The sequence below is a fragment of the Corynebacterium wankanglinii genome (assembly GCF_013601005.1).
GTDB classification, from domain to species: Bacteria; Actinomycetota; Actinomycetes; order Mycobacteriales; family Mycobacteriaceae; genus Corynebacterium; species Corynebacterium wankanglinii.
The window spans coordinates 155,947-173,526 of the sequence record NZ_JABFED010000002.1 but is presented as its reverse complement, the minus strand read 5'-3'; the positions used below and the strand labels follow the sequence as shown (position 1 = coordinate 173,526).

Annotated in this window: 18 protein-coding genes; 15 read left to right on the top strand and 3 right to left on the bottom strand. The window is 63.8% G+C overall.

What is annotated here, in order from left to right:
- The first annotated feature begins 6 nt into the window (after positions 1 to 6).
- From HMA55_RS03815 to HMA55_RS03745, 15 genes are all read left to right on the top strand, one after another.
- Positions 7 to 1,254: a phosphotransferase gene (locus HMA55_RS03815; RefSeq protein ID WP_181191750.1), complete on the top strand. Its 1,248-nt coding sequence runs from the start codon at positions 7 to 9 to the stop codon at positions 1,252 to 1,254.
- Positions 1,255 to 1,263: 9 nt separating this feature from the next.
- Positions 1,264 to 2,625, top strand: a complete 1,362-nt coding sequence (locus tag HMA55_RS03810; RefSeq protein WP_181191749.1) for a replication-associated recombination protein A — start codon at positions 1,264 to 1,266, stop codon at positions 2,623 to 2,625.
- A 73-nt stretch (positions 2,626 to 2,698) separates the two neighbouring features.
- Positions 2,699 to 5,365: an alanine--tRNA ligase gene (gene alaS / locus HMA55_RS03805; protein ID WP_181191748.1), complete on the top strand. Its 2,667-nt coding sequence runs from the start codon at positions 2,699 to 2,701 to the stop codon at positions 5,363 to 5,365.
- Between the two features lie 129 nt (positions 5,366 to 5,494).
- Positions 5,495 to 5,983 carry a Holliday junction resolvase RuvX gene (gene ruvX / locus HMA55_RS03800; RefSeq protein WP_181191747.1) on the top strand — a complete coding sequence of 163 codons (489 nt, stop codon included), beginning with the start codon at positions 5,495 to 5,497 and terminating at the stop codon, positions 5,981 to 5,983.
- Positions 5,984 to 6,006: 23 nt separating this feature from the next.
- Entirely contained in the window at positions 6,007 to 7,134 is a 1,128-nt protein-coding gene (gene mltG / locus HMA55_RS03795; protein ID WP_181192041.1) for an endolytic transglycosylase MltG, read from the top strand.
- A 2-nt stretch (positions 7,135 to 7,136) separates the two neighbouring features.
- Positions 7,137 to 7,955, top strand: coding sequence for a shikimate dehydrogenase (locus HMA55_RS03790; protein WP_181191746.1), 819 nt, complete (start codon positions 7,137 to 7,139; stop codon positions 7,953 to 7,955).
- A gap of 10 nt (positions 7,956 to 7,965) precedes the next feature.
- Positions 7,966 to 8,391, top strand: a complete 426-nt coding sequence (locus tag HMA55_RS03785) for a prepilin peptidase (protein WP_181191745.1) — start codon at positions 7,966 to 7,968, stop codon at positions 8,389 to 8,391.
- A 37-nt stretch (positions 8,392 to 8,428) separates the two neighbouring features.
- Positions 8,429 to 9,649 carry a chorismate synthase gene (aroC, locus tag HMA55_RS03780; RefSeq protein ID WP_181191744.1) on the top strand — a complete coding sequence of 407 codons (1,221 nt, stop codon included), beginning with the start codon at positions 8,429 to 8,431 and terminating at the stop codon, positions 9,647 to 9,649.
- A gap of 170 nt (positions 9,650 to 9,819) precedes the next feature.
- A complete protein-coding gene (locus HMA55_RS03775) occupies positions 9,820 to 10,335 on the top strand; it encodes a shikimate kinase (protein ID WP_181192040.1) in 516 nt (171 codons plus the stop codon).
- An 18-nt stretch (positions 10,336 to 10,353) separates the two neighbouring features.
- The gene (gene aroB / locus HMA55_RS03770) at positions 10,354 to 11,406 is read left to right on the top strand and encodes a 3-dehydroquinate synthase (protein ID WP_181191743.1); all 1,053 of its coding nucleotides are present in this window, start codon (positions 10,354 to 10,356) and stop codon (positions 11,404 to 11,406) included.
- A gap of 2 nt (positions 11,407 to 11,408) precedes the next feature.
- A complete protein-coding gene (aroQ, locus tag HMA55_RS03765) occupies positions 11,409 to 11,843 on the top strand; it encodes a type II 3-dehydroquinate dehydratase (RefSeq protein ID WP_181191742.1) in 435 nt (144 codons plus the stop codon).
- Entirely contained in the window at positions 11,843 to 12,934 is a 1,092-nt protein-coding gene (locus HMA55_RS03760; protein WP_181191741.1) for a M24 family metallopeptidase, read from the top strand. The genes aroQ and HMA55_RS03760 overlap by 1 nt, the downstream gene beginning before the upstream one ends.
- A 50-nt stretch (positions 12,935 to 12,984) precedes the next feature.
- The gene (gene efp, locus HMA55_RS03755) at positions 12,985 to 13,548 is read left to right on the top strand and encodes an elongation factor P (RefSeq protein ID WP_181191740.1); all 564 of its coding nucleotides are present in this window, start codon (positions 12,985 to 12,987) and stop codon (positions 13,546 to 13,548) included.
- A complete protein-coding gene (nusB, locus tag HMA55_RS03750; RefSeq protein ID WP_181191739.1) occupies positions 13,548 to 14,192 on the top strand; it encodes a transcription antitermination factor NusB in 645 nt (214 codons plus the stop codon). The genes efp and nusB overlap by 1 nt, the downstream gene beginning before the upstream one ends.
- Positions 14,193 to 14,329: 137 nt before the next feature.
- Complete coding sequence (locus HMA55_RS03745) at positions 14,330 to 15,172, top strand: PPK2 family polyphosphate kinase (protein ID WP_181191738.1); 843 nt, start codon at positions 14,330 to 14,332, stop codon at positions 15,170 to 15,172.
- Here HMA55_RS03745 and HMA55_RS03740 read toward each other — a convergent pair.
- Genes HMA55_RS03740 through HMA55_RS03730 form a run of 3 tightly spaced genes read right to left on the bottom strand, consistent with a single transcriptional unit; the run spans position 15,169 to position 17,452 of the window.
- Positions 15,169 to 15,642, bottom strand: a complete 474-nt coding sequence (locus tag HMA55_RS03740; protein WP_181191737.1) for a YbjN domain-containing protein — start codon at positions 15,640 to 15,642, stop codon at positions 15,169 to 15,171. The two genes, HMA55_RS03745 and HMA55_RS03740, sit on opposite strands and share 4 nt — an antisense overlap.
- Entirely contained in the window at positions 15,639 to 16,124 is a 486-nt protein-coding gene (locus tag HMA55_RS03735; RefSeq protein WP_181191736.1) for a YbjN domain-containing protein, read from the bottom strand. The genes HMA55_RS03740 and HMA55_RS03735 overlap by 4 nt, the downstream gene beginning before the upstream one ends.
- Positions 16,121 to 17,452: a TIGR01777 family oxidoreductase gene (locus tag HMA55_RS03730; RefSeq protein WP_181191735.1), complete on the bottom strand. Its 1,332-nt coding sequence runs from the start codon at positions 17,450 to 17,452 to the stop codon at positions 16,121 to 16,123. The genes HMA55_RS03735 and HMA55_RS03730 overlap by 4 nt, the downstream gene beginning before the upstream one ends.
- Positions 17,453 to 17,580: the final 128 nt, after the last annotated feature.

Below are 17,580 nucleotides of genomic sequence, written 5' to 3'. Positions count from 1 at the left end.
CCACCGATGGGCGAGACGGAGGAGATCATCCGCGCTGCCGCCGACATTCTGACGAAGCGGTACGGCGGGGAGCAGGAGCTTGTCGACGTCGAGCGGCTCGACGGCTCCGGCTTGGCCGACGTCCTTCGTGCGAAGGTGGTCTCCAACCCCTTCTTCCAGCACCGGTCCGTTGTGGTCAAACACTCTCCGGCAGTAGGCGACGAACTAGCAGATGCGGCGTTTTTGCGCGAGGTTGTGGCGTATCAGTTCACAACCTCACTGAGCGCCGAATCTCGCCCGGGGCCGGTGTTGCTGGGCTATGACACAGCAAAACGAATCCTCATCATTTCGGATTTGGGTGATGGCCGCACCCTCGCTGATGAGCTGCAGGACGCTGACGCAGAGACCCACGTCGACCTGCTGCGCAAACTGGGTCGGGCACTTGGCAAGATGCATGCGGGAACCGCCGACGAAGAAGACGCATTCAACGTCCTGTTGCAACGGATGACGCGTTCTCGCCCCAATGCGGCGAACGTGCAGCGGCTCCGCGACCGGCTGCTATCGCACCGCATCCGGGTTGGTGTGGGGGTGCTTGAACGCTCCGGCGTCGCCATCCCGTCGGAAGTGCGCGTTGCCGCGGGGAACGTACAAAGCCGGCTGTTGCGCGGTGGCATGCGCGCCTTCACCCCGTTTGACCTCACCCCGGACAATATCGTCCAGACCGACAACAGGTTCCACTTTCTGGACTACGAGTGGGCGGGCTACAGGGATGTCACGTTCGACGTCGCGTTTGTTGTGGCACGCTTCCCAGTGTTTCTCGCCGCACAGCCCTTCAATGCGGAGGCCACCGAGGCGTTCGTTGACGCGTGGGTCAGCGAGGTTCGGGGCATCTGGCCGGGTGTGCAGCACCCGGACACCCTGCAGGCGAGGATCACGGCAGGTTTGATCGGTTGGGCGATGAGCAGTGTCGCGCTGCTTGACCCGTCGACCCCCGCTGAGTTGCTGGCAAACGACCCCAAATTGCGGACCGATGTTGAGGCCGCGGGCATCGAAGCCTCGTCACTTGGGCAAGAGATCGCGGAAACAGACGCTGAAAGCCTTGGGGACGTGCTGCGCCCCCACTCGCAAGGACCCTTCAGCGCCGATGAGTCGCTGGTGCGCCGAGACCTCCGGGAGACATTCGAGTCATTGGCCGCTTTCGCTGGTACCGGCTCAGACCCGGCGTACCGCACGATTAGTGAGTTCGCACGCACGCTCGTCGAGCGATTGCGGTAAGTAGGCCTTATGCAGCAAGAAGGGCTCTTCGACACCGAGGGCGACCGCCAGCGGGCGGCTGATTCCGGCAACCGAGGCTCAAGTTTCTTCGAGGCTGGCGCGAGCGCGCCCCTCGCGGCCCGCATGCGGCCCCGTAGCCTGGAAGAGGTCGCGGGGCAGCGGCACTTGCTCAGCGAGGGAAAGCCGCTGCGACGTCTGATCGACGGTTCTGGTGCGGCGTCGGTGATCCTTTACGGCCCGCCCGGAACGGGCAAAACCACTATCGCTTCGCTCATTGCCTCTGCGATGGGCCAAAACTTCGTCGCACTTTCGGCGCTCTCCTCGGGTGTGAAGGAGGTCCGGGCCGTCATCGATGAGGCCCGCCGTGACCTCATCCGCGGGGAGAAGACGGTTCTGTTTATCGACGAGGTGCACCGCTTTTCCAAAACCCAACAAGACGCTCTACTCGCCGCGGTTGAAAACCGCACCGTTCTCCTCGTGGCGGCGACCACTGAGAACCCAAGTTTCAGCGTGGTTGCGCCGCTGTTGTCCCGCTCGTTGCTGCTCAAATTGGAATCCCTCGACGAAGCGGACTTGCGCGAAGTTCTCGACCGCGCGATGGCCGACGAGCGCGGATTCAACGGCGCATTTGAGCTTGACGACGCCGCGCGTGACCAGCTCGTCCTCCTTGCAGGCGGCGATGCCCGCCGTGCGCTGACCTACCTGGAAGCTGCGGCGGAGGCGGTGCAGCCGGGGGAGACCATCACTGTCGAGACGGTGAAGGAAAACGTCAACCGTGCTGTGGTGCGCTACGACCGCGATGGTGACCAGCACTACGACATCGTCAGCGCGTTTATCAAGTCCATTCGCGGCTCCGACGTGGATGCGGCGCTGCACTACTTGGCCCGGATGATTGAGGCGGGGGAAGATCCGCGGTTTATCGCGAGACGCCTGGTCGTCCATGCTTCCGAGGACATCGGGATGGCGGACCCTACGGCGCTGCAGACCGCGACTGCGGCAGCGAACGCAGTGCAGTTCATCGGTATGCCGGAAGGCCGCCTGGCGCTCGCTCAGGCCACAATTCACCTGGCCACCGCGCCGAAGTCGCCGTCGGTGATTACGAGCATCGACGCGGCGCTCGCCGACGTGCGGGCGGGCCACGCGCCACCAGTGCCTGCGCACTTGCGTGACGGGCATTACGAGGGCGCGAAGGCCATGGGCAACGCGGTGGGCTATGTCTATCCGCATGATGACCCGAAGGGCGTCGTCAAGCAGCAGTACATGCCCGACGGTTTGGAAGACGCGGTGTACTACGAACCCACCGATCACGGGGCGGAGCGTCGCATCAAGGACTTCATCGGGCGTCTTCGCGGGCTTGTCCGTGGGCGGTGAAACCGGTAGCTGTCGGGGCGCGGGGTAGAGTAAGCCCGGACAAAAACCGGCGCTGCTGAAAGGACACCGAAGCGTGCAGACCCATGAGATCCGTGAGCGGTTCACCAACCACTTCGTCGAGGCTGGCCACACCCCGGTGCCGAGCGCCTCGCTGATTTTGGACGACCCGACGCTGCTGTTCGTCAACGCCGGCATGGTGCCGTTCAAGCCGTACTTTCTGGGCGACCAGACGCCGGATTTCGCCAACGGCACCGCCACCTCGATTCAGAAATGCGTGCGCACCCTCGACATCGAGGAGGTGGGCATTACCACCCGCCACAACACCTTCTTCCAGATGGCTGGCAACTTTTCTTTCGGCCAGTACTTCAAGGAAGGCGCAATCACGCACGCGTGGCAGCTGCTCACCGGCTCCGTCGAAAACGGCGGTTTGGGCTTGGACCCGGAACGGCTGTGGGTGACGGTCTACCTGGACGACGACGAGGCCGCCTCCATCTGGAGCGACAAGATCGGTGTACCGGAAGAGCGTATCCAGCGCATGGGCATGGAAGACAACTTCTGGTCCATGGGCATCCCCGGCCCCTGCGGGCCATGCTCGGAGATTTACTACGACCGCGGTCCGGACTATGGCAAAGACGGCGGGCCGATCGCTGACGACAACCGCTACATGGAGATCTGGAACCTCGTGTTCATGGAATCCGTCCGCGGCGAGGGCGACAAGAAGGGCAACTTTGAGATCGTCGGCGAGCTGCCCCAGAAAAACATCGACACCGGCATGGGTATCGAGCGCGTGGCGTGTCTACTACAGGGCGTGGACAACGTGTACGAGACCGACTTGCTGCGGCCTGTCATCGACGCCGCGGTGGAGCTGACCGGTTCCAAGTACGACGCCGGCAACAAGGATAACGACGTGCGCTTCCGCGTCATCGCGGACCACGCGCGCACCGGCATGATGATCATCCTCGACGGCGTCACCCCGTCCAACGAGGGCCGTGGCTACATCCTGCGCCGCCTGCTCCGCCGAATCATCCGCTCCGCCCGTCTGCTGGGGGCGAGCGGGCCGGTGATGGAGACGTTCATGAACACCATCATGGACACGATGACACCGTCTTTCCCGGAGATCGCCGACAACCGCGAGCGCATCCTGCGCGTTGCCGTCGCAGAGGAGAAGGCGTTTTCCAAGACGCTCGAGGCCGGCACCACGCGTTTCGACGAGGCCGCGTCGGCCGTGTCCGCGTCCGGCGCCAAGGTCCTGCCGGGTGCGCAGGCCTTCGAGCTGCACGACACCTATGGTTTTCCGATCGACCTGACCGTGGAGATGGCCCGCGAGGCCGGCCTGGACGTGGACATGGACGCGTTCAACGCCGCCATGCAGGAGCAGCGTGAGCGCGCCAAGGCCGACAACAAGGCCAAGAAGCACCGCAACGTCGACGAGTCGCTCTACCGCGAGTGGGTGGACGCCAACCCGACCGAGTTTGTGGGCTACGACCAGCTTGTCCACGACGGCACCGTCATCGGCCTGGTGCGCGACGGCGAGAAGGTCGGCGAGGTCTCCCAGGGCGACGAGGTGGAGGTCATTTTGGACGTCACCCCGATGTACGCGGAGTCCGGCGGCCAGATGGCCGACCGCGGCCGCCTGGTCATGGGGGACACCATCCTCAACGTCAACGACGTGCAGCGCGTAGGCAAGAAGCTGTGGCTGCACAAGGCGACGGTTCAAAACGGCGGGCTGGATCTGGGCTCCACCGTCACCGCAGAGGTCGACGGCGCGTGGCGCCACGGCGCGCGTCAGGCGCACTCGGCGACGCACTTGATCCACGCCGCCATCCGCCAAGTGCTCGGTCCGACCGCAGTCCAGGCCGGTTCCCTGAACAAGCCGGGCTACCTGCGCTTCGACTTCAACTACACCGACCAGCTCACGGACGCACAGCTGCAGGAGATCGCCACGATCACCAACCAGGCCGTAGATGCGGACCTCGAGGTTAACACCATCGAGACCTCGCTGGACAAGGCGAAGGCGATGGGAGCGATGGCGCTGTTCGGCGAGAACTACGGCGACCTGGTGCGCGTCGTGGAAATCGGCGGGCCGTTCTCCATCGAGCTGTGCGGCGGCACCCACGTCGAGCACGCGTCCCAGATCGGCCCCGTCGCGGTACTCGGCGAATCCTCTGTGGGCTCCGGCGCACGCCGCATCGAGGCGTACTCCGGCATGGACTCCTTCAAGTTCCTGTCCAAGGAAGCCGCCCTCGCGTCCGGCTTGGCCGCGGAGCTCAAGGCGCCGACGGACGAACTGCCGGACCGTATCGCACAGCTCACCGAGCGTCTGCGCGCTGCGGAAAAGGAGATTGAGAACCTGCACCGCCAGCAGCTCCTGGCGTCTACCGCAGGGTTGGCGAATGAGGCGGAGACGGTGGGCGCGCATCGCGTCGTCGCAAAGCTGCTGCCCGAGGGCATCACCACCGGCGACCTGCGCACCATCGCCAACGACCTGCGCGGCAAGCTGCAGGCGGAGGACGCCGTGATCGTGCTGCTGTCCAACGTCGACGGCAAGGTCTCGCTCGCCGCCGCAGCCACGCCGCAGGCAGTGCAGTCCGGCGTGAAGGCCGGCGACCTGGTCAAGCTGGTGGGGCAGTACATCGACGGCAAGGGCGGCGGTAAGCCGGATCTGGCACAGGGCACGGGTGCCAACGCCGCTGGCATCGACGACGCGTTGCGGGCCGTGCGGGAAACGCTCGCAGGGTAAGTCCACCCGGATTGTGTGACACGCCGAGGGGCCGACCGGCTGGCCTTACAGCAAACAGTTAGGTTTAACCAAGGCCAGCCAAGTCAGTCGCAAGACGCGTCACACACCGAAGGCGGAAAAGGAGCACGGATGAAAGTGCAGCCAGACACCCCGGGTCTCAACGACCCGGGTTTGGGCCGCCGTCTCGGTATCGATGTCGGCACAGTTCGCATCGGTGTGGCGGCATCCGATAAAGACGCAACGTTGGCTACACCGGTTGAGACAGTGCGCCGAGTCACCGGGTTCAAAGACCGCGATGGCGAAGACATCGAGCGCCTCCTCGAGCTCATCGACGAGTACGAGGCAGTGGAAGTCGTTGTCGGGCTACCGTCGAACCTGAACGGCGACGGTTCCAAGAGCGTTAAGCATGCCAAGGAGATCGCCTTCCGCATCAAGCGGCGCAGCGATGTGCCGGTAAAGATGGCGGACGAGCGGCTGACAACGGTTGCTGCCACCCACGCCCTGCGCGCCTCAGGTGTGCGGGAGAAGGACGCACGCGCCGTGATCGATCAGGCCGCTGCGGTGGAGATTTTGCAAAGCTGGCTGGACGGCCGCAAGAACTACCTCAAGGAGAATTAACCGTGTCCCCACGCCAAGCCGCCATGCGGCGCACTCGAAACACCGCGGTGCTGGTCGCGTCGCTCCTGCTGATTATCGGCCTCATCGCTTGGATCGCCATTGCCCGCGGTGGTTCCGAGTCCGACTTCGACGGGGCTGGAAACGGTGAGGAACAGGTTGTCCAGATCAAAGAAGGGTCAAACCTGTCGGCTCTTGCCCCGGAACTGGAGGACCGTGGCATCGTCGCCTCGGGGAACGCGTTTTTGACGGCTGCTGCGAACAACCCGAACGCGGACAACATTCAGCCGGGATTTTATCGCCTGCAGGGGGAAATGAGCGCTGCCTCCGCGGTAGATGCCCTACTGGATCCGCAGCAGCGTGTCACCCCGCTGCAGGTCTATGGCGGGGCCACCCTAATGGACATCAACATTCTTGGCGGTCAGACCCGCTTGGGCATTTTATCGATGATCCAGCAGGCCGCCTGCGGTGACAAGCCCGCCGCTGACTGCGTGAAATTGGAAGACCTCAACAAGGTAGCGGCGAACGCGGACCCGGTGGCGTTGGGTGTTCCGGAGTGGGCGCGCGAGACGGTGGCGGGCCGCGCGGGTGACGCAAAACGTTTGGAGGGTCTGATCGCCCCCGGCGAATACATCATTGACCCGCACGCGGGCGCCGAGGACATCCTCACGGATCTGATCACCCGGTCGACGAAGCAATACGATTCGACGGACATTGTCGGCCGCGCCAAGAACGTGGGGCTCACACCGTACGAGCTGCTCACTGCCGCCTCCCTGGTGGAGCGTGAGGCTCCTGCCGGCGAGTTCGACAAGGTGGCCCGGGTAATCCTCAACCGCCTGAAGGAGCCGATGCGCCTGGAATTCGACTCCACGGTGAACTACGGACTGCCGACTGTGGAGGTGGCCACTACCGACGAGGACCGCGCCCGGGTGACGCCGTGGAACACCTACGCGATGGACGGTTTGCCCCAGACGCCGATCGCCTCCCCGTCCATTGAGGCGATCGAGGCGATGGAAAACCCTGCGGAGGGCAACTGGCTGTTCTTTGTCACGGTGGACAAGGATGGCACCACCATCTTCAACGACACGTTTGAACAGCACCTCGACGACACCCAGCGTGCTGTTGACTCCGGTGTTTTGGACTCCCAGCGATAACTATGGGTGTATTCAACCGCGCGGCTGTCCTCGGCTCACCAATTGAGCACTCACTGTCCCCGGTGCTCCATAACGCCGGGTACGTTGCAACTGGCCTGGAAGGGTGGGAGTACACACGCATCCGCTGCGAGGTTGAGGAGCTTCCCAGCGTGGTTGGGGGAGCGGACCCGTCGTTTCGCGGCTTCTCCGTCACTATGCCGTGCAAGTTCGCCGCTCTCGATTTCGCGGACGAGGTAACGGGCCGCGCCCGGCAAATCGGTTCGGCGAACACGCTGACGCGAATCGACGGCGGCTGGCGGGCCGACAACACTGATTGCGAGGGTGCGCTGGTCGCGCTCCGTGAGCTTCTGGGATCCACGCCAGTGCGGAATGCTGTGCTTGTCGGCGCAGGTGGCACCGCGCGAGCGGTGGTGTGGGCGTTGCGGGAAGCAGGTTGCGAGCGGCTCACAGTGATCAATCGATCCGATCGCTCTGCTGAATTCGACGAGCTTACAGAAGGTATCGACGTTGCATTCCGCTCGTTCGACACTGATCTGCAAGAAACGACCATGCAGGCGGATGTTGTGGTGTCCACCGTTCCTGCAGATGCACTCCAGGGGCAGGCGGCGTATCTAGGCCACGCCCCAGTCTTCGACGTGATCTACAGTCCCTGGCCTACCCCCCTCGCTACCTGTGCTGCATCAAACGGCTACCCGGTGGTCGGCGGCCTCTCTATGCTGGCGGGGCAGTCGTATGCCCAGTTCGAGCAGTTCACGGGGATCGAAGCGCCCCGCGACGCTATGCGCCACGCACTGTTGCGCCATTGGGAGCAATCCCGCTAGCCTCGGCCGCATGGGGATCGGGGGATTTTCCAGGCTGCTGCTGATAGCCGGATTCGGGGCGTGGTCTTTCGTGCTGAGCGCAAATGATGTTCGCGTCCGCCGGCTGCCGGATCCACTGACCTTGCCGCCGGCAGCCGTAGCGCTGGCGGCGTGTGGCTGGTGGCCGGAGCTGGGCTGGGGGCTAGCGTGGCCGGCGTTCTACCTGCTGGCGGGCAATGGGATTGGCGGGGGAGATGTCAAGCTCGCGGTCTCACTCGGCGTTGTTTGCGCGTCCGTGGCTGGCCCGCTCGGCGTGATCGGTGCACTCGGGCTCGCCGGGCTAAATACTGTGGTGCTCTCTAGGCTGACAGGCGAACGGACGGTGCCACACGGGCCGTCGATGATCTGCGCCGCGTGGACGGTGACCCTGCCGTTGTGTATCTATTCCGGGGTTTGAGCACTGATGTGGATGGGGCTTGTGTAAGAATAACGCCATGCTTCGTTGGACAACGGCCGGTGAATCGCACGGCCAGGCCCTCATCGCGATGGTTGAGAACGCCCCGGCAGGTCTCCCGGTGCGCAAGGAAGAGCTCGCGCACCAGTTAGCACGTCGCCGACTCGGCTATGGTCGCGGCGCACGTATGAAGTTCGAGGCGGACGAGCTGACCCTCCTCACCGGTGTTGTGCACGGGAAATCCATCGGCAGTCCGATTGCCATCGAGATCGGCAATACCGAATGGCCGAAATGGACGACCATCATGTCCGCTGAGCCAGTCGACTTGGATGACCAGGAAGTTGCGAAAGCCATGTCCTCCGGCCGGGGGGCGTCGTTGACCCGTCCCCGCCCAGGGCACGCCGATTTCGCCGGGATGATCAAGTATGGGTTCGATTCCGCCCGCCCGGTGTTGGAACGATCGTCGGCACGCGAGACTGCTGCGCGAGTTGCAGCCGCTACCGTTGCGCGGAGCTTCTTGCGCGAGACGCTCGGCGTCGAAGTGTTCTCGCACGTGATCTCCATCGGCGAATCTGCCCCCTACGCTGGGCCTCGTCCGAGCTTTGCGGACATTGAGGCTATCGACGCATCCCCGGTCCGCGCGTACGGTAAAGAGGCGGAAGCAGACATGATCGCCTGCATTGAAGCGGCGAAGAAAGACGGCGACACCCTCGGTGGCATCGTGGAGGTCATCGTCGACAGCCTGCCGATAGGCTTGGGCTCGCACGTGTCGGGGGAACGGCGCCTCGATGCCCGCCTTGCAAGCGCGCTCATGAGCATTCAGTCGGTGAAGGGCGTGGAGGTTGGAGACGGGTTCGACGAAGCACGCCGTCGCGGGTCCCAGGCTCACGACGAGATGGTGCTGGGAGCAGACGGGATCGAGCGTTCCACGAACCGCGCCGGTGGGCTGGAAGGCGGCATGACAAACGGAGAGCAGCTGCGGGTGCGAGCCGCCATGAAGCCCATCTCCACGGTGCCTCGCGCACTGAAGACGGTGGACATGGCCACCGGTGAAGCTGCCACAGGCATCCACCAACGGTCGGACGTGTGCGCGGTCCCTGCGGGCGGCGTGGTGGCCGAAGCGATGGTGGCTTTGGTGTTGGCGCAGGCTGTTTCGGAGAAGTTCGGCGGCGACACCGTTGAGGAAGTCCGTCGCAATGTCGATGCCTACCGCGCGTACACCGTCGAACGGCTCGCATTCGGGCGAGAGGAGGAACAATAATGACCACCCAGCCTGAGGGTTCCCCAGCAGGCATCGTGAACGACCTGGTGGATGATCTGGGACCGGATGCCCCTCGCGCACGAGGGGACGCACAAGGGGATGAGCATCCGACCCCATTCGATGAGAATGATGCGCCGAGTGCGACTGAGCTGGTGCAGGCGGCGCCGGCGATGGTCAACTCCGCACCCCGCGTGGTGTTGGTGGGGTTGCCGGGTTCCGGCAAATCCACGATTGGGCGTCGCATTGCGAGCGCTCTCAATCTGCCCATCGTCGATTCTGACGTGCTCATTGAGCAGGGCGAGGCAAAGGCGTGCGGCGAAGTGTACTCCGAGCTGGGAGAGGACGCTTTCCGCCGGCTCGAAGTCGGCTACGTCGCTCGCGCGCTGGCGACAGGGGGAGTAGTGAGCCTCGGTGGAGGCGCAGTTGTGACTGAAAAGGTGCGCACACTGTTGCAGCGCCACACCGTGGTGTGGATTGATGTGAGCCCCGAAGAGGGGATCCGCCGCACAGCAGAAGATAACTCCCGCCCGGTCCTTGAGGGCGAAGACCGCGAGCAGCGCTACAGGGATCTCGCTGCCGAACGAGAACCGTACTACCGCGAGGTGGCGACGTTCCGCGTGCGAACGGACGAGCGGCCCCCGCAACGTGTGGTCGCAGAGATCCTCGGGTTTATCGAGGCGGATTAGAGCTGAAGGGCTAGTCACATGGCTGTTGTCGAGGTAACCGGGGCGAGCCCGTACTCCATCCACATCGCACACAACAATCTCGCGGACGTCGCGCAGCGCGTCGCCCAAATCGGGGCCAGGCGTGCGCTAATCGTGCACCAGTCACCCCTGCAGCACGTAGCTGAGGGGCTCGCAGAGCGAATTGAAGCTGCGGGTGTCCAGCCTGTTGCCGTCTGCGTTCCTGACGCAGAAGCCGGCAAAGACCTAGCCGTCCTTTCTAGCCTCTGGGATACCTTGGGCGAGCATGGGTTTTCCCGGCAAGACGTCGTGGTGGGGCTCGGGGGCGGCGCGGTGACCGACCTCGCCGGTTTCGCCGCCGCCACCTGGATGCGCGGCATCAAGGTGATCCAGGTGCCCACCACACTTTTGGCCATGGTGGATGCGGCCGTCGGCGGCAAGACCGGCATCAACACGTCCTGCGGCAAAAATCTCGTCGGCGCATTCCACGAGCCAGACAGTGTTTTCATCGACCTCGGCCGCATCGACACGCTGCCGCAGGCGGAGGTGGTGTCCGGTTCGGCCGAGCTCATCAAAACTGGTTTTATTGCCGACCCGCGCATTTTGGAGCTGTACCAAGACGGCGCCCAAAACCACTGGCCTGAGCTTGTCGAGCGGTCGGTGGCGGTGAAAGCAAACGTCGTGGGGCAAGACCTGAAAGAGTCCGGCCTGCGCGAGATCTTGAACTACGGGCACACGCTTGGCCATGCAATCGAGAGGCGGGAGAACTACACCTGGCGCCACGGCAACGCCGTTGCGGTTGGAATGATGTTCGTCGCTCACCTTGCTCAGCGCCGAGGGCTTATCGACGAGCAGGTGGTCGCCCTCCACGAGGAGATCCTCACCGGTGCCGGTCTGCCCACGCGCTACGAGGCCGGAGCTTTCGACGAGCTCTACGACGCCATGCTGCTGGATAAGAAGAACCGCGACGGGCGCATTCGGTTCGTCGTGCTCGACGGCGTAGGGTCCTGCACCCGCCTCGAAGACGCGACGGTGGACGAGATGCGGGCCGCCTACGAAGCGATTTCGGAGTAGCGATGAAAGTTTTGGTCCTCAATGGCCCGAATCTGAACAGATTGGGGAAGCGGCAGCCGGAAATCTACGGTGCGGTGACGCTTGCGGACGTCGAAAAGCGACTGCTCGAGTACGGCGCGCACGTCGGCCTCGAGGTGGAATGCCGCCAGTCCAATCACGAAGGTGAGCTGATCGATTGGGTCCATGAAGCCGCCGACAACGCGTGGGCCGTCATCATCAACCCCGGTGGTTTTACGCACACCTCCGTTGCGTTGCGCGACGCGCTGGTAGAACTGGATGACCACCACGGGTTCATCGAGGTGCACATTTCCAACGTGCATGCGCGCGAGCCATTCCGCGCGCACTCGTACCTTTCCCCTATCGCAGTCGGCGTGATCGCCGGGTTGGGGGTGGACGGCTACCGGCTCGCACTCGACCACTACGCAAGGAGGCAATGATGGCACTGGCAGACACCCGCTTTGAAAACCGCCGGCGCAAACTTTCCACGATGCTCGCTGAGCGGCGTATCGACGACATGCTGGTCACCCACCTCACCCATGTGCGCTACCTGTCTGGCTTCTCCGGCTCGAACGGCGCGATGCTGGTGTCCAAGGACCGCACGGCCGCGATCGCCACGGATGGGCGCTACACCACGCAGATCGCCGAAGAGGTGCCCGACATCAAGGCGGTTATCGAGCGCAACGTGGGGGTGGCCATGCTTTCTAAGGCAGCTGACGGCCACCGCGTGGGCTTCGAAGCGGACTACGTCTCTGTTGCCCAGCTGGACAAATTGCGTGAAGCCTGCCCAGACGGGGTGACCTTGGTGCCGGTGAGCGGGGTGTTAGAGGACATCCGGTTGGTCAAGGACGAGGTTGAACTGACGCGGCTGCGTGAGGCAGCCAAGTTAACGGTGCAGGCGTTAGACGAGCTGTTGAGCGCAGAGGAGCTGCGAGCCGGCCGCACCGAGCGTGAAGTGGCCGCGGACTTGGAGTACCGCATGCGCGTTTTGGGGGCCGAGCGCGTCAGCTTCGACACCATCGTCGCATCCGGGCCAAATTCGGCGAAGCCGCACCATGGCGCCGGCGACCGCACTATCGCGGAAGGGGACTTGGTCACCATCGACTTTGGTATGCACCGGCTCGGTTTCAACTCCGATATGACCCGCACGTTTGCCATTGGCGAGATCGGTGCACTCGAACGCGAGATCTACGAGGTGGTTCTCGCAGCCCAACTCGCAGGCGTGAAGGCCGCGGTTCCTGGCGCGGAGCTTGCGCACGTGGATAAGGCCTGCCGCGATGTGATCGCCGAGGCTGACTACGGTGAGTACTTTGTCCACTCCACGGGCCATGGCGTAGGACTCGATGTGCACGAAGCGCCGAGCGCGGCGCGAACCGGCACGGGTGTGCTGGCAGAGGGGATGACCCTGACCATCGAGCCCGGGATCTACATCCCAGGCAAGGCTGGCGTGCGTATCGAGGACACGCTCATCATCACCGCGGCAGCACCGGAGGTGATCACGGAGTACCCCAAGGATTTGACGGTGCTGTAACATTGTTGTGTTTGCACACGCCCCGATACTCCCAGGAGGAAGGTACTCACATGGCAACTACCGCCGATTTCAAGAACGGCCTGGTGCTGAAGAACGAAGGCAAGCTGCAGCAGATCATTGAGTTCCAGCACGTCAAGCCCGGTAAGGGTCCGGCCTTTGTGCGCACGAAGCTGAAGGATGTCGTCTCCGGCAAGACCGTGGATAAGACCTTTAACGCTGGTGTGAAGGTGGAGACCGCGACGGTGGACCGCCGCGATATGACGTACCTCTACAACGACGGCACTAACTACGTTGTCATGGACGACAAGACCTTCGAGCAGTACGAACTGCCGGCAGACAAGTTCGGTGACTCCGCACGTTTCCTGCTGGAGAACATGCGTGTGCAGGTCTCTTTCCACGATGGCGAGGCGCTGTTCGCGGAGCTGCCCATCTCCGTCGACCTGAAGATCGAGCACACCGAGCCGGGTCTGCAGGGTGACCGCTCCACTGGCGGCACCAAGCCGGCAACGCTGGAGACTGGCGCGGAGATCCAGGTCCCGCTGTTCCTGGAGACCGGAAACGTGGTCAAGGTAGACACCCGCACCGGCGAGTACCTCTCCCGCGTGAACAACTAATGCCCGATTACAAGCGACACGGCGCACGCTATCGTGCTCGCCGCCGAGCAGTAGACATCCTCTTCGAGGCTGAGACCAGGGACGTCGATCCAGTCGCCATCGTGGAAGACCGGGCGCAACTATCCCTGGACCCGGCCAACGCCGTCGCCCCCGTGGCGGACTACACCCGAACAATCGTCGCCGGGGCCGCGGAGAAGCTCGATGACTTGGACGACGCCATTGAGCGCCACCTCTCCGAGGACTGGGAGCTATTCCGACTGCCAGCGGTAGACCGGCAGATCCTACGGGTGGCCGCGTGGGAGATCCTCTTCAATGATGAGGTGGACGCCCCTGTCTCTATTGCTGAGGGCGTGGAGATGGCGGCTGAGTACTCGGGTGTTGACGCCGCGCCGTACATCAACGTTGTGCTCGACGGCGTCGCCCAACACGCGGCGTCGAACGCCCCGTTTGCGGGCGAGGAAGCGGAGGACGCCTACGCCGTGGATGAGGACGCAGACACAGTCGGCGTGTTTGACGCACCTGAGCAGGACGCCAGCGTGCCCAGCGAGGCTGAAGATTTGGGTTCCGATACAGCGCGCGAGATCGCTGAGTCCACCGAGGACTTGGAGGCCGGAGAGCCAGCAGCGGACGAATCTCGCGGCTAGGACCGGCTGGGACCGGCTAGGACCGGCTAGGACACGGTAGAAAGTCGAGCGAAGGAGGTCGAGTATGCGGCGTAATGGGCGCGTACTCGACCTCCTTCGCTCGACTTTTAGGCGGAACACCAACGAAAGGAAGAACCATGGCGAAACTCACCGTTGAGGAAGCGAAGCAGCTCAAGGTAGGGCCCGATTTTCAGATCGCGGATGTGGATCCGGCAGCAACCCCGGGCGTATCGGACGTGGATGATGCGTTCCACGACTACGACGAGGACCTCGAGGAGCTGCAGGAGAAGCTGTTCGCCAACGGCCGCGCGGGTAATGACGACGCGGGCTCTGTTCTGCTGGTGCTGCAGGGTATGGACACGGCTGGCAAGGGTGGCATTGTCCGTCACGTTATCGGCGCGACAATGGACCTGCAGGGGGTGCACCTGCAGGCCTTCGCGCGCCCGACCGAGGAGGAGGCCGCGCACGACTTCTTGTGGCGCTTCACGCCGCACCTGCCAAAGCCCGGTCAGATCGCGGTGTTCGACCGGTCCCACTACGAAGATGTGCTGGTGCAGCGTGTGAAGCAGATGGCGCCGCCGGAGGAGATCGAGCGCCGGTACGGTGCGATAGTTGATTTCGAGAACGAGCTGGCGGCAAACGGCACCAAGATCATCAAAGTCATGCCGCACATCTCCCGAGATTTCCAGGCGGAGAACCTGAAGAAGAGGATCGAGCGTCCGGACAAGCACTGGAAGTACAACCCGTCCGACATCGACGACCGCAAATTGTGGAGCCAGTTCATGGCGGCGTACCAGATCGCCATGACGCGGACATCCACTGAGGTGGCGCCGTGGTATTGCGTGCCCTCTGACAACAAGACCTACTGCCGCACGGTTGTGAAGGCCTTGCTGTACGACGCGCTGGAGTCCCTCGACCTCGGGTGGCCGGCCGCCGACTTCGACGCTGAGGTCGAGCTGGAGCGCCTGGCCAACTCTTAACGGTCTGCGCTGGGCTCCTGCTCAGGGGAGACGCCGGCGGCCTCGGCCTGGCGCTGGATCTCGCTGACGAGCGCTCGCATAGCGTCCTGGGTTTCCAACACCCCATCGACCCCGGCTTTGAGCGCGTGGGACAGCTGTTCCTCCGACAGACCCGCGCCGACCTGAATTTCGGCCTCGGTGCGGACGACGATATTTTCGGTGCGGTTCACCACCAAGGCGCGGGCGTCCAGGTACGAGCTATTGACCTGGTTAGCGGCAAGGTACAACGTCGCATCCGGCGTGTCCGCGGGGGTGTCGGTGACCGCGTCGGCTCGCACAATAAGAACCGAATCCAGAAGCACGAATAGGAGGTTGTACCCGTCGACGTTGGCGTGGCCGGCGCGGCCGGATGGGTCGTCGGACACCTCGATCCCGTGGCCGGACATAGCCTCGATCACACGGTCGATGGTCACAAGCGTTGCGTTGCTCATTGCTGCGGTTCCTCCCAAGTGACGACGGTGGGGAATGTGGCTGCCAAGAAGTCGAACGCCTGCAGGGTGGCGTCGATGGAGCTGGCGATGAACGCTCCGAGCTGGTTGAAAGATGCGCCTTCGGCGATGCGCAACGTGCGGATCGCGCTCACGGCGAGTTGGTCATCGCCGCGCTCGAAGAACCGCAGCGTCGGCGCGAAGTGCGTCTGGTTGTGCTCATTGCACGCGTAGAGCACCTTCGGCGCGAGTTCGCGCGGGAACTCGCCGCGCCAGAGCGCTTCAAATACGAGGTGGTCGCCGTCGATGGCGACCACGATCGCGGCGTTGACGAAGCCGGATCGAACCGCCTGTTCTTCGATTCTGTACTCGAGCTTTTCCTCTTCGAAAATCGCGGCGACGGCCACAGGGGTGACCTGCTCAGGTACATTGCGTTCGGGGTGCTCGCTCGGCTGGACGGGCTCTTCGTTTTGGTCTGTAGTCACGCCTGCGAGACTAGCAGCTGCTCCTTGCCCAGCTCGTGGCGCAGCGCCGCGTCGACTGTGGGGTAGCGGAATGCCCAGCCACGTGCCGCCGCCGCGGCGGGTACAGCCCGCTGATCCGCCAGTGCCAACTCGTGCGCCCCTTCGCTGCCAAGGAGAAGCTTCGGTCCGAACGTGGGAATCGCCAGCACATTGGGGCGGTGCAACAGTTCGGCGAGTGCGGCCGACATCTCGGCGTTGGTGACGGGTTCCGGCGCGGTGGCGTTCACCGGCCCGGAAACTGTCTCGTCCAGTAGCGCCCGGGTGTACAGATCGGTCAGGTCGTCGAGCGCAACCCAGCTCATCCAGAACTCGCCGGAGCCGAACTGCGCCGTGAGCCCCGCATTCACGCTGGCTTTGAGCACGGGCAACAGTCCGCCGGCCCCGGAGAGGGCAAGGCCCGTGCGGATGTTTACGGTGCGGATGCCCTGCGCGTTCGCTGCGTCCTCCCAGGCGTCGCAGACTTCCGCAAGAAAACCTTCACCGGGGCGGTCATCCTCAGTGTGCGGGAAGCTGCCCGCATTGGTGCCGTAGTACCCGACTGCGGATGCGCCGACGAAGACCTCAACCCCGGACTCCGCAGCAAGACGGGCGAGCTTCCTGGTGGGTTCCACACGGGAATCGCGGATCTTTCGTTTCTTTTCCTCGGTGAAGCGCCCCATGATGCTTTCACCTGCGAGGTGAATGACCCCGTCCACGCCGTTGAGTAGATCCGGGGCAGGATCGTCCATGTCCCAGTGGCGCTCACCGGGGCCGGCTTCACCACGCACGAGGGGGACGACGGTGTGTCCCGCCGTGGTGAGTTGGGCGCGCAGGTGGGTGCCCACCAGCCCGCTCGAACCGGTCATTGCTACGGTTTTCGGTTCGACCGCGGGCAGGGAGGAGATGAAGCTCAGGTCCTCGAGCAGCTGGCGCTGCCGGTATGCCCACGCCGGTTGGAGGATGGCTTCGGGGATGGTGGCGGAAACGTCGTCGATAAGCAGTGTGGTCTCACCTGCGTCCTCGAATCGGTGCTCGTGCCGCCACTGTGTCGCCGCACGCAGCGGCTGGTTCGCTGCCACGTCGGTGAATCTGTGTCCCGCGACGTAGCCGTCGTCCAAGTGCTTCGCTACCCATCTCTGTCCGGCGGGGAGGCTGAACACGGTAGTGCCGTTGCGTATGGACGCCGCTTCGCGCTCAACCCGCATTGGCAGGAAGCCGGGTGTCAGCCGGGTTACTGCGCCCGGGCGCGTGTGCCAGCGCCACACGTCTTCGCGTGGGAAGGGGAGGGTGTACGCGGCGTGAATGCCCATCGGTGAAATCCTTCACGGTTCTGGTGCGCAGGTGCTATTGTCACTTGCGGTCATAAGACTACACACGGCTCCCGCAACTGGAACCGTGCTCGACATCCTTTAAATTCCGCACTGCGAGGCGGGGAAGG

Coding starts and splice junctions, on each gene's coding strand:
- HMA55_RS03790 (WP_181191746.1), top strand. CDS start 7,137: ATGGGTGTATTCAACCGCGCGGCTGTCCTCGGCTCACCAATTGAGCAC.
- HMA55_RS03740 (WP_181191737.1), bottom strand. CDS start 15,642: ATGAGCAACGCAACGCTTGTGACCATCGACCGTGTGATCGAGGCTATG.
- mltG (WP_181192041.1), top strand. CDS start 6,007: ATGCGGCGCACTCGAAACACCGCGGTGCTGGTCGCGTCGCTCCTGCTG.
- aroB (WP_181191743.1), top strand. CDS start 10,354: ATGGCTGTTGTCGAGGTAACCGGGGCGAGCCCGTACTCCATCCACATC.
- aroC (WP_181191744.1), top strand. CDS start 8,429: ATGCTTCGTTGGACAACGGCCGGTGAATCGCACGGCCAGGCCCTCATC.
- efp (WP_181191740.1), top strand. CDS start 12,985: ATGGCAACTACCGCCGATTTCAAGAACGGCCTGGTGCTGAAGAACGAA.
- nusB (WP_181191739.1), top strand. CDS start 13,548: ATGCCCGATTACAAGCGACACGGCGCACGCTATCGTGCTCGCCGCCGA.
- ruvX (WP_181191747.1), top strand. CDS start 5,495: ATGAAAGTGCAGCCAGACACCCCGGGTCTCAACGACCCGGGTTTGGGC.
- HMA55_RS03815 (WP_181191750.1), top strand. CDS start 7: ATGGGCGAGACGGAGGAGATCATCCGCGCTGCCGCCGACATTCTGACG.
- HMA55_RS03745 (WP_181191738.1), top strand. CDS start 14,330: ATGGCGAAACTCACCGTTGAGGAAGCGAAGCAGCTCAAGGTAGGGCCC.
- HMA55_RS03760 (WP_181191741.1), top strand. CDS start 11,843: ATGGCACTGGCAGACACCCGCTTTGAAAACCGCCGGCGCAAACTTTCC.
- HMA55_RS03730 (WP_181191735.1), bottom strand. CDS start 17,452: ATGGGCATTCACGCCGCGTACACCCTCCCCTTCCCACGCGAAGACGTG.
- HMA55_RS03785 (WP_181191745.1), top strand. CDS start 7,966: ATGGGGATCGGGGGATTTTCCAGGCTGCTGCTGATAGCCGGATTCGGG.
- HMA55_RS03810 (WP_181191749.1), top strand. CDS start 1,264: ATGCAGCAAGAAGGGCTCTTCGACACCGAGGGCGACCGCCAGCGGGCG.
- HMA55_RS03775 (WP_181192040.1), top strand. CDS start 9,820: ATGGTCAACTCCGCACCCCGCGTGGTGTTGGTGGGGTTGCCGGGTTCC.
- aroQ (WP_181191742.1), top strand. CDS start 11,409: ATGAAAGTTTTGGTCCTCAATGGCCCGAATCTGAACAGATTGGGGAAG.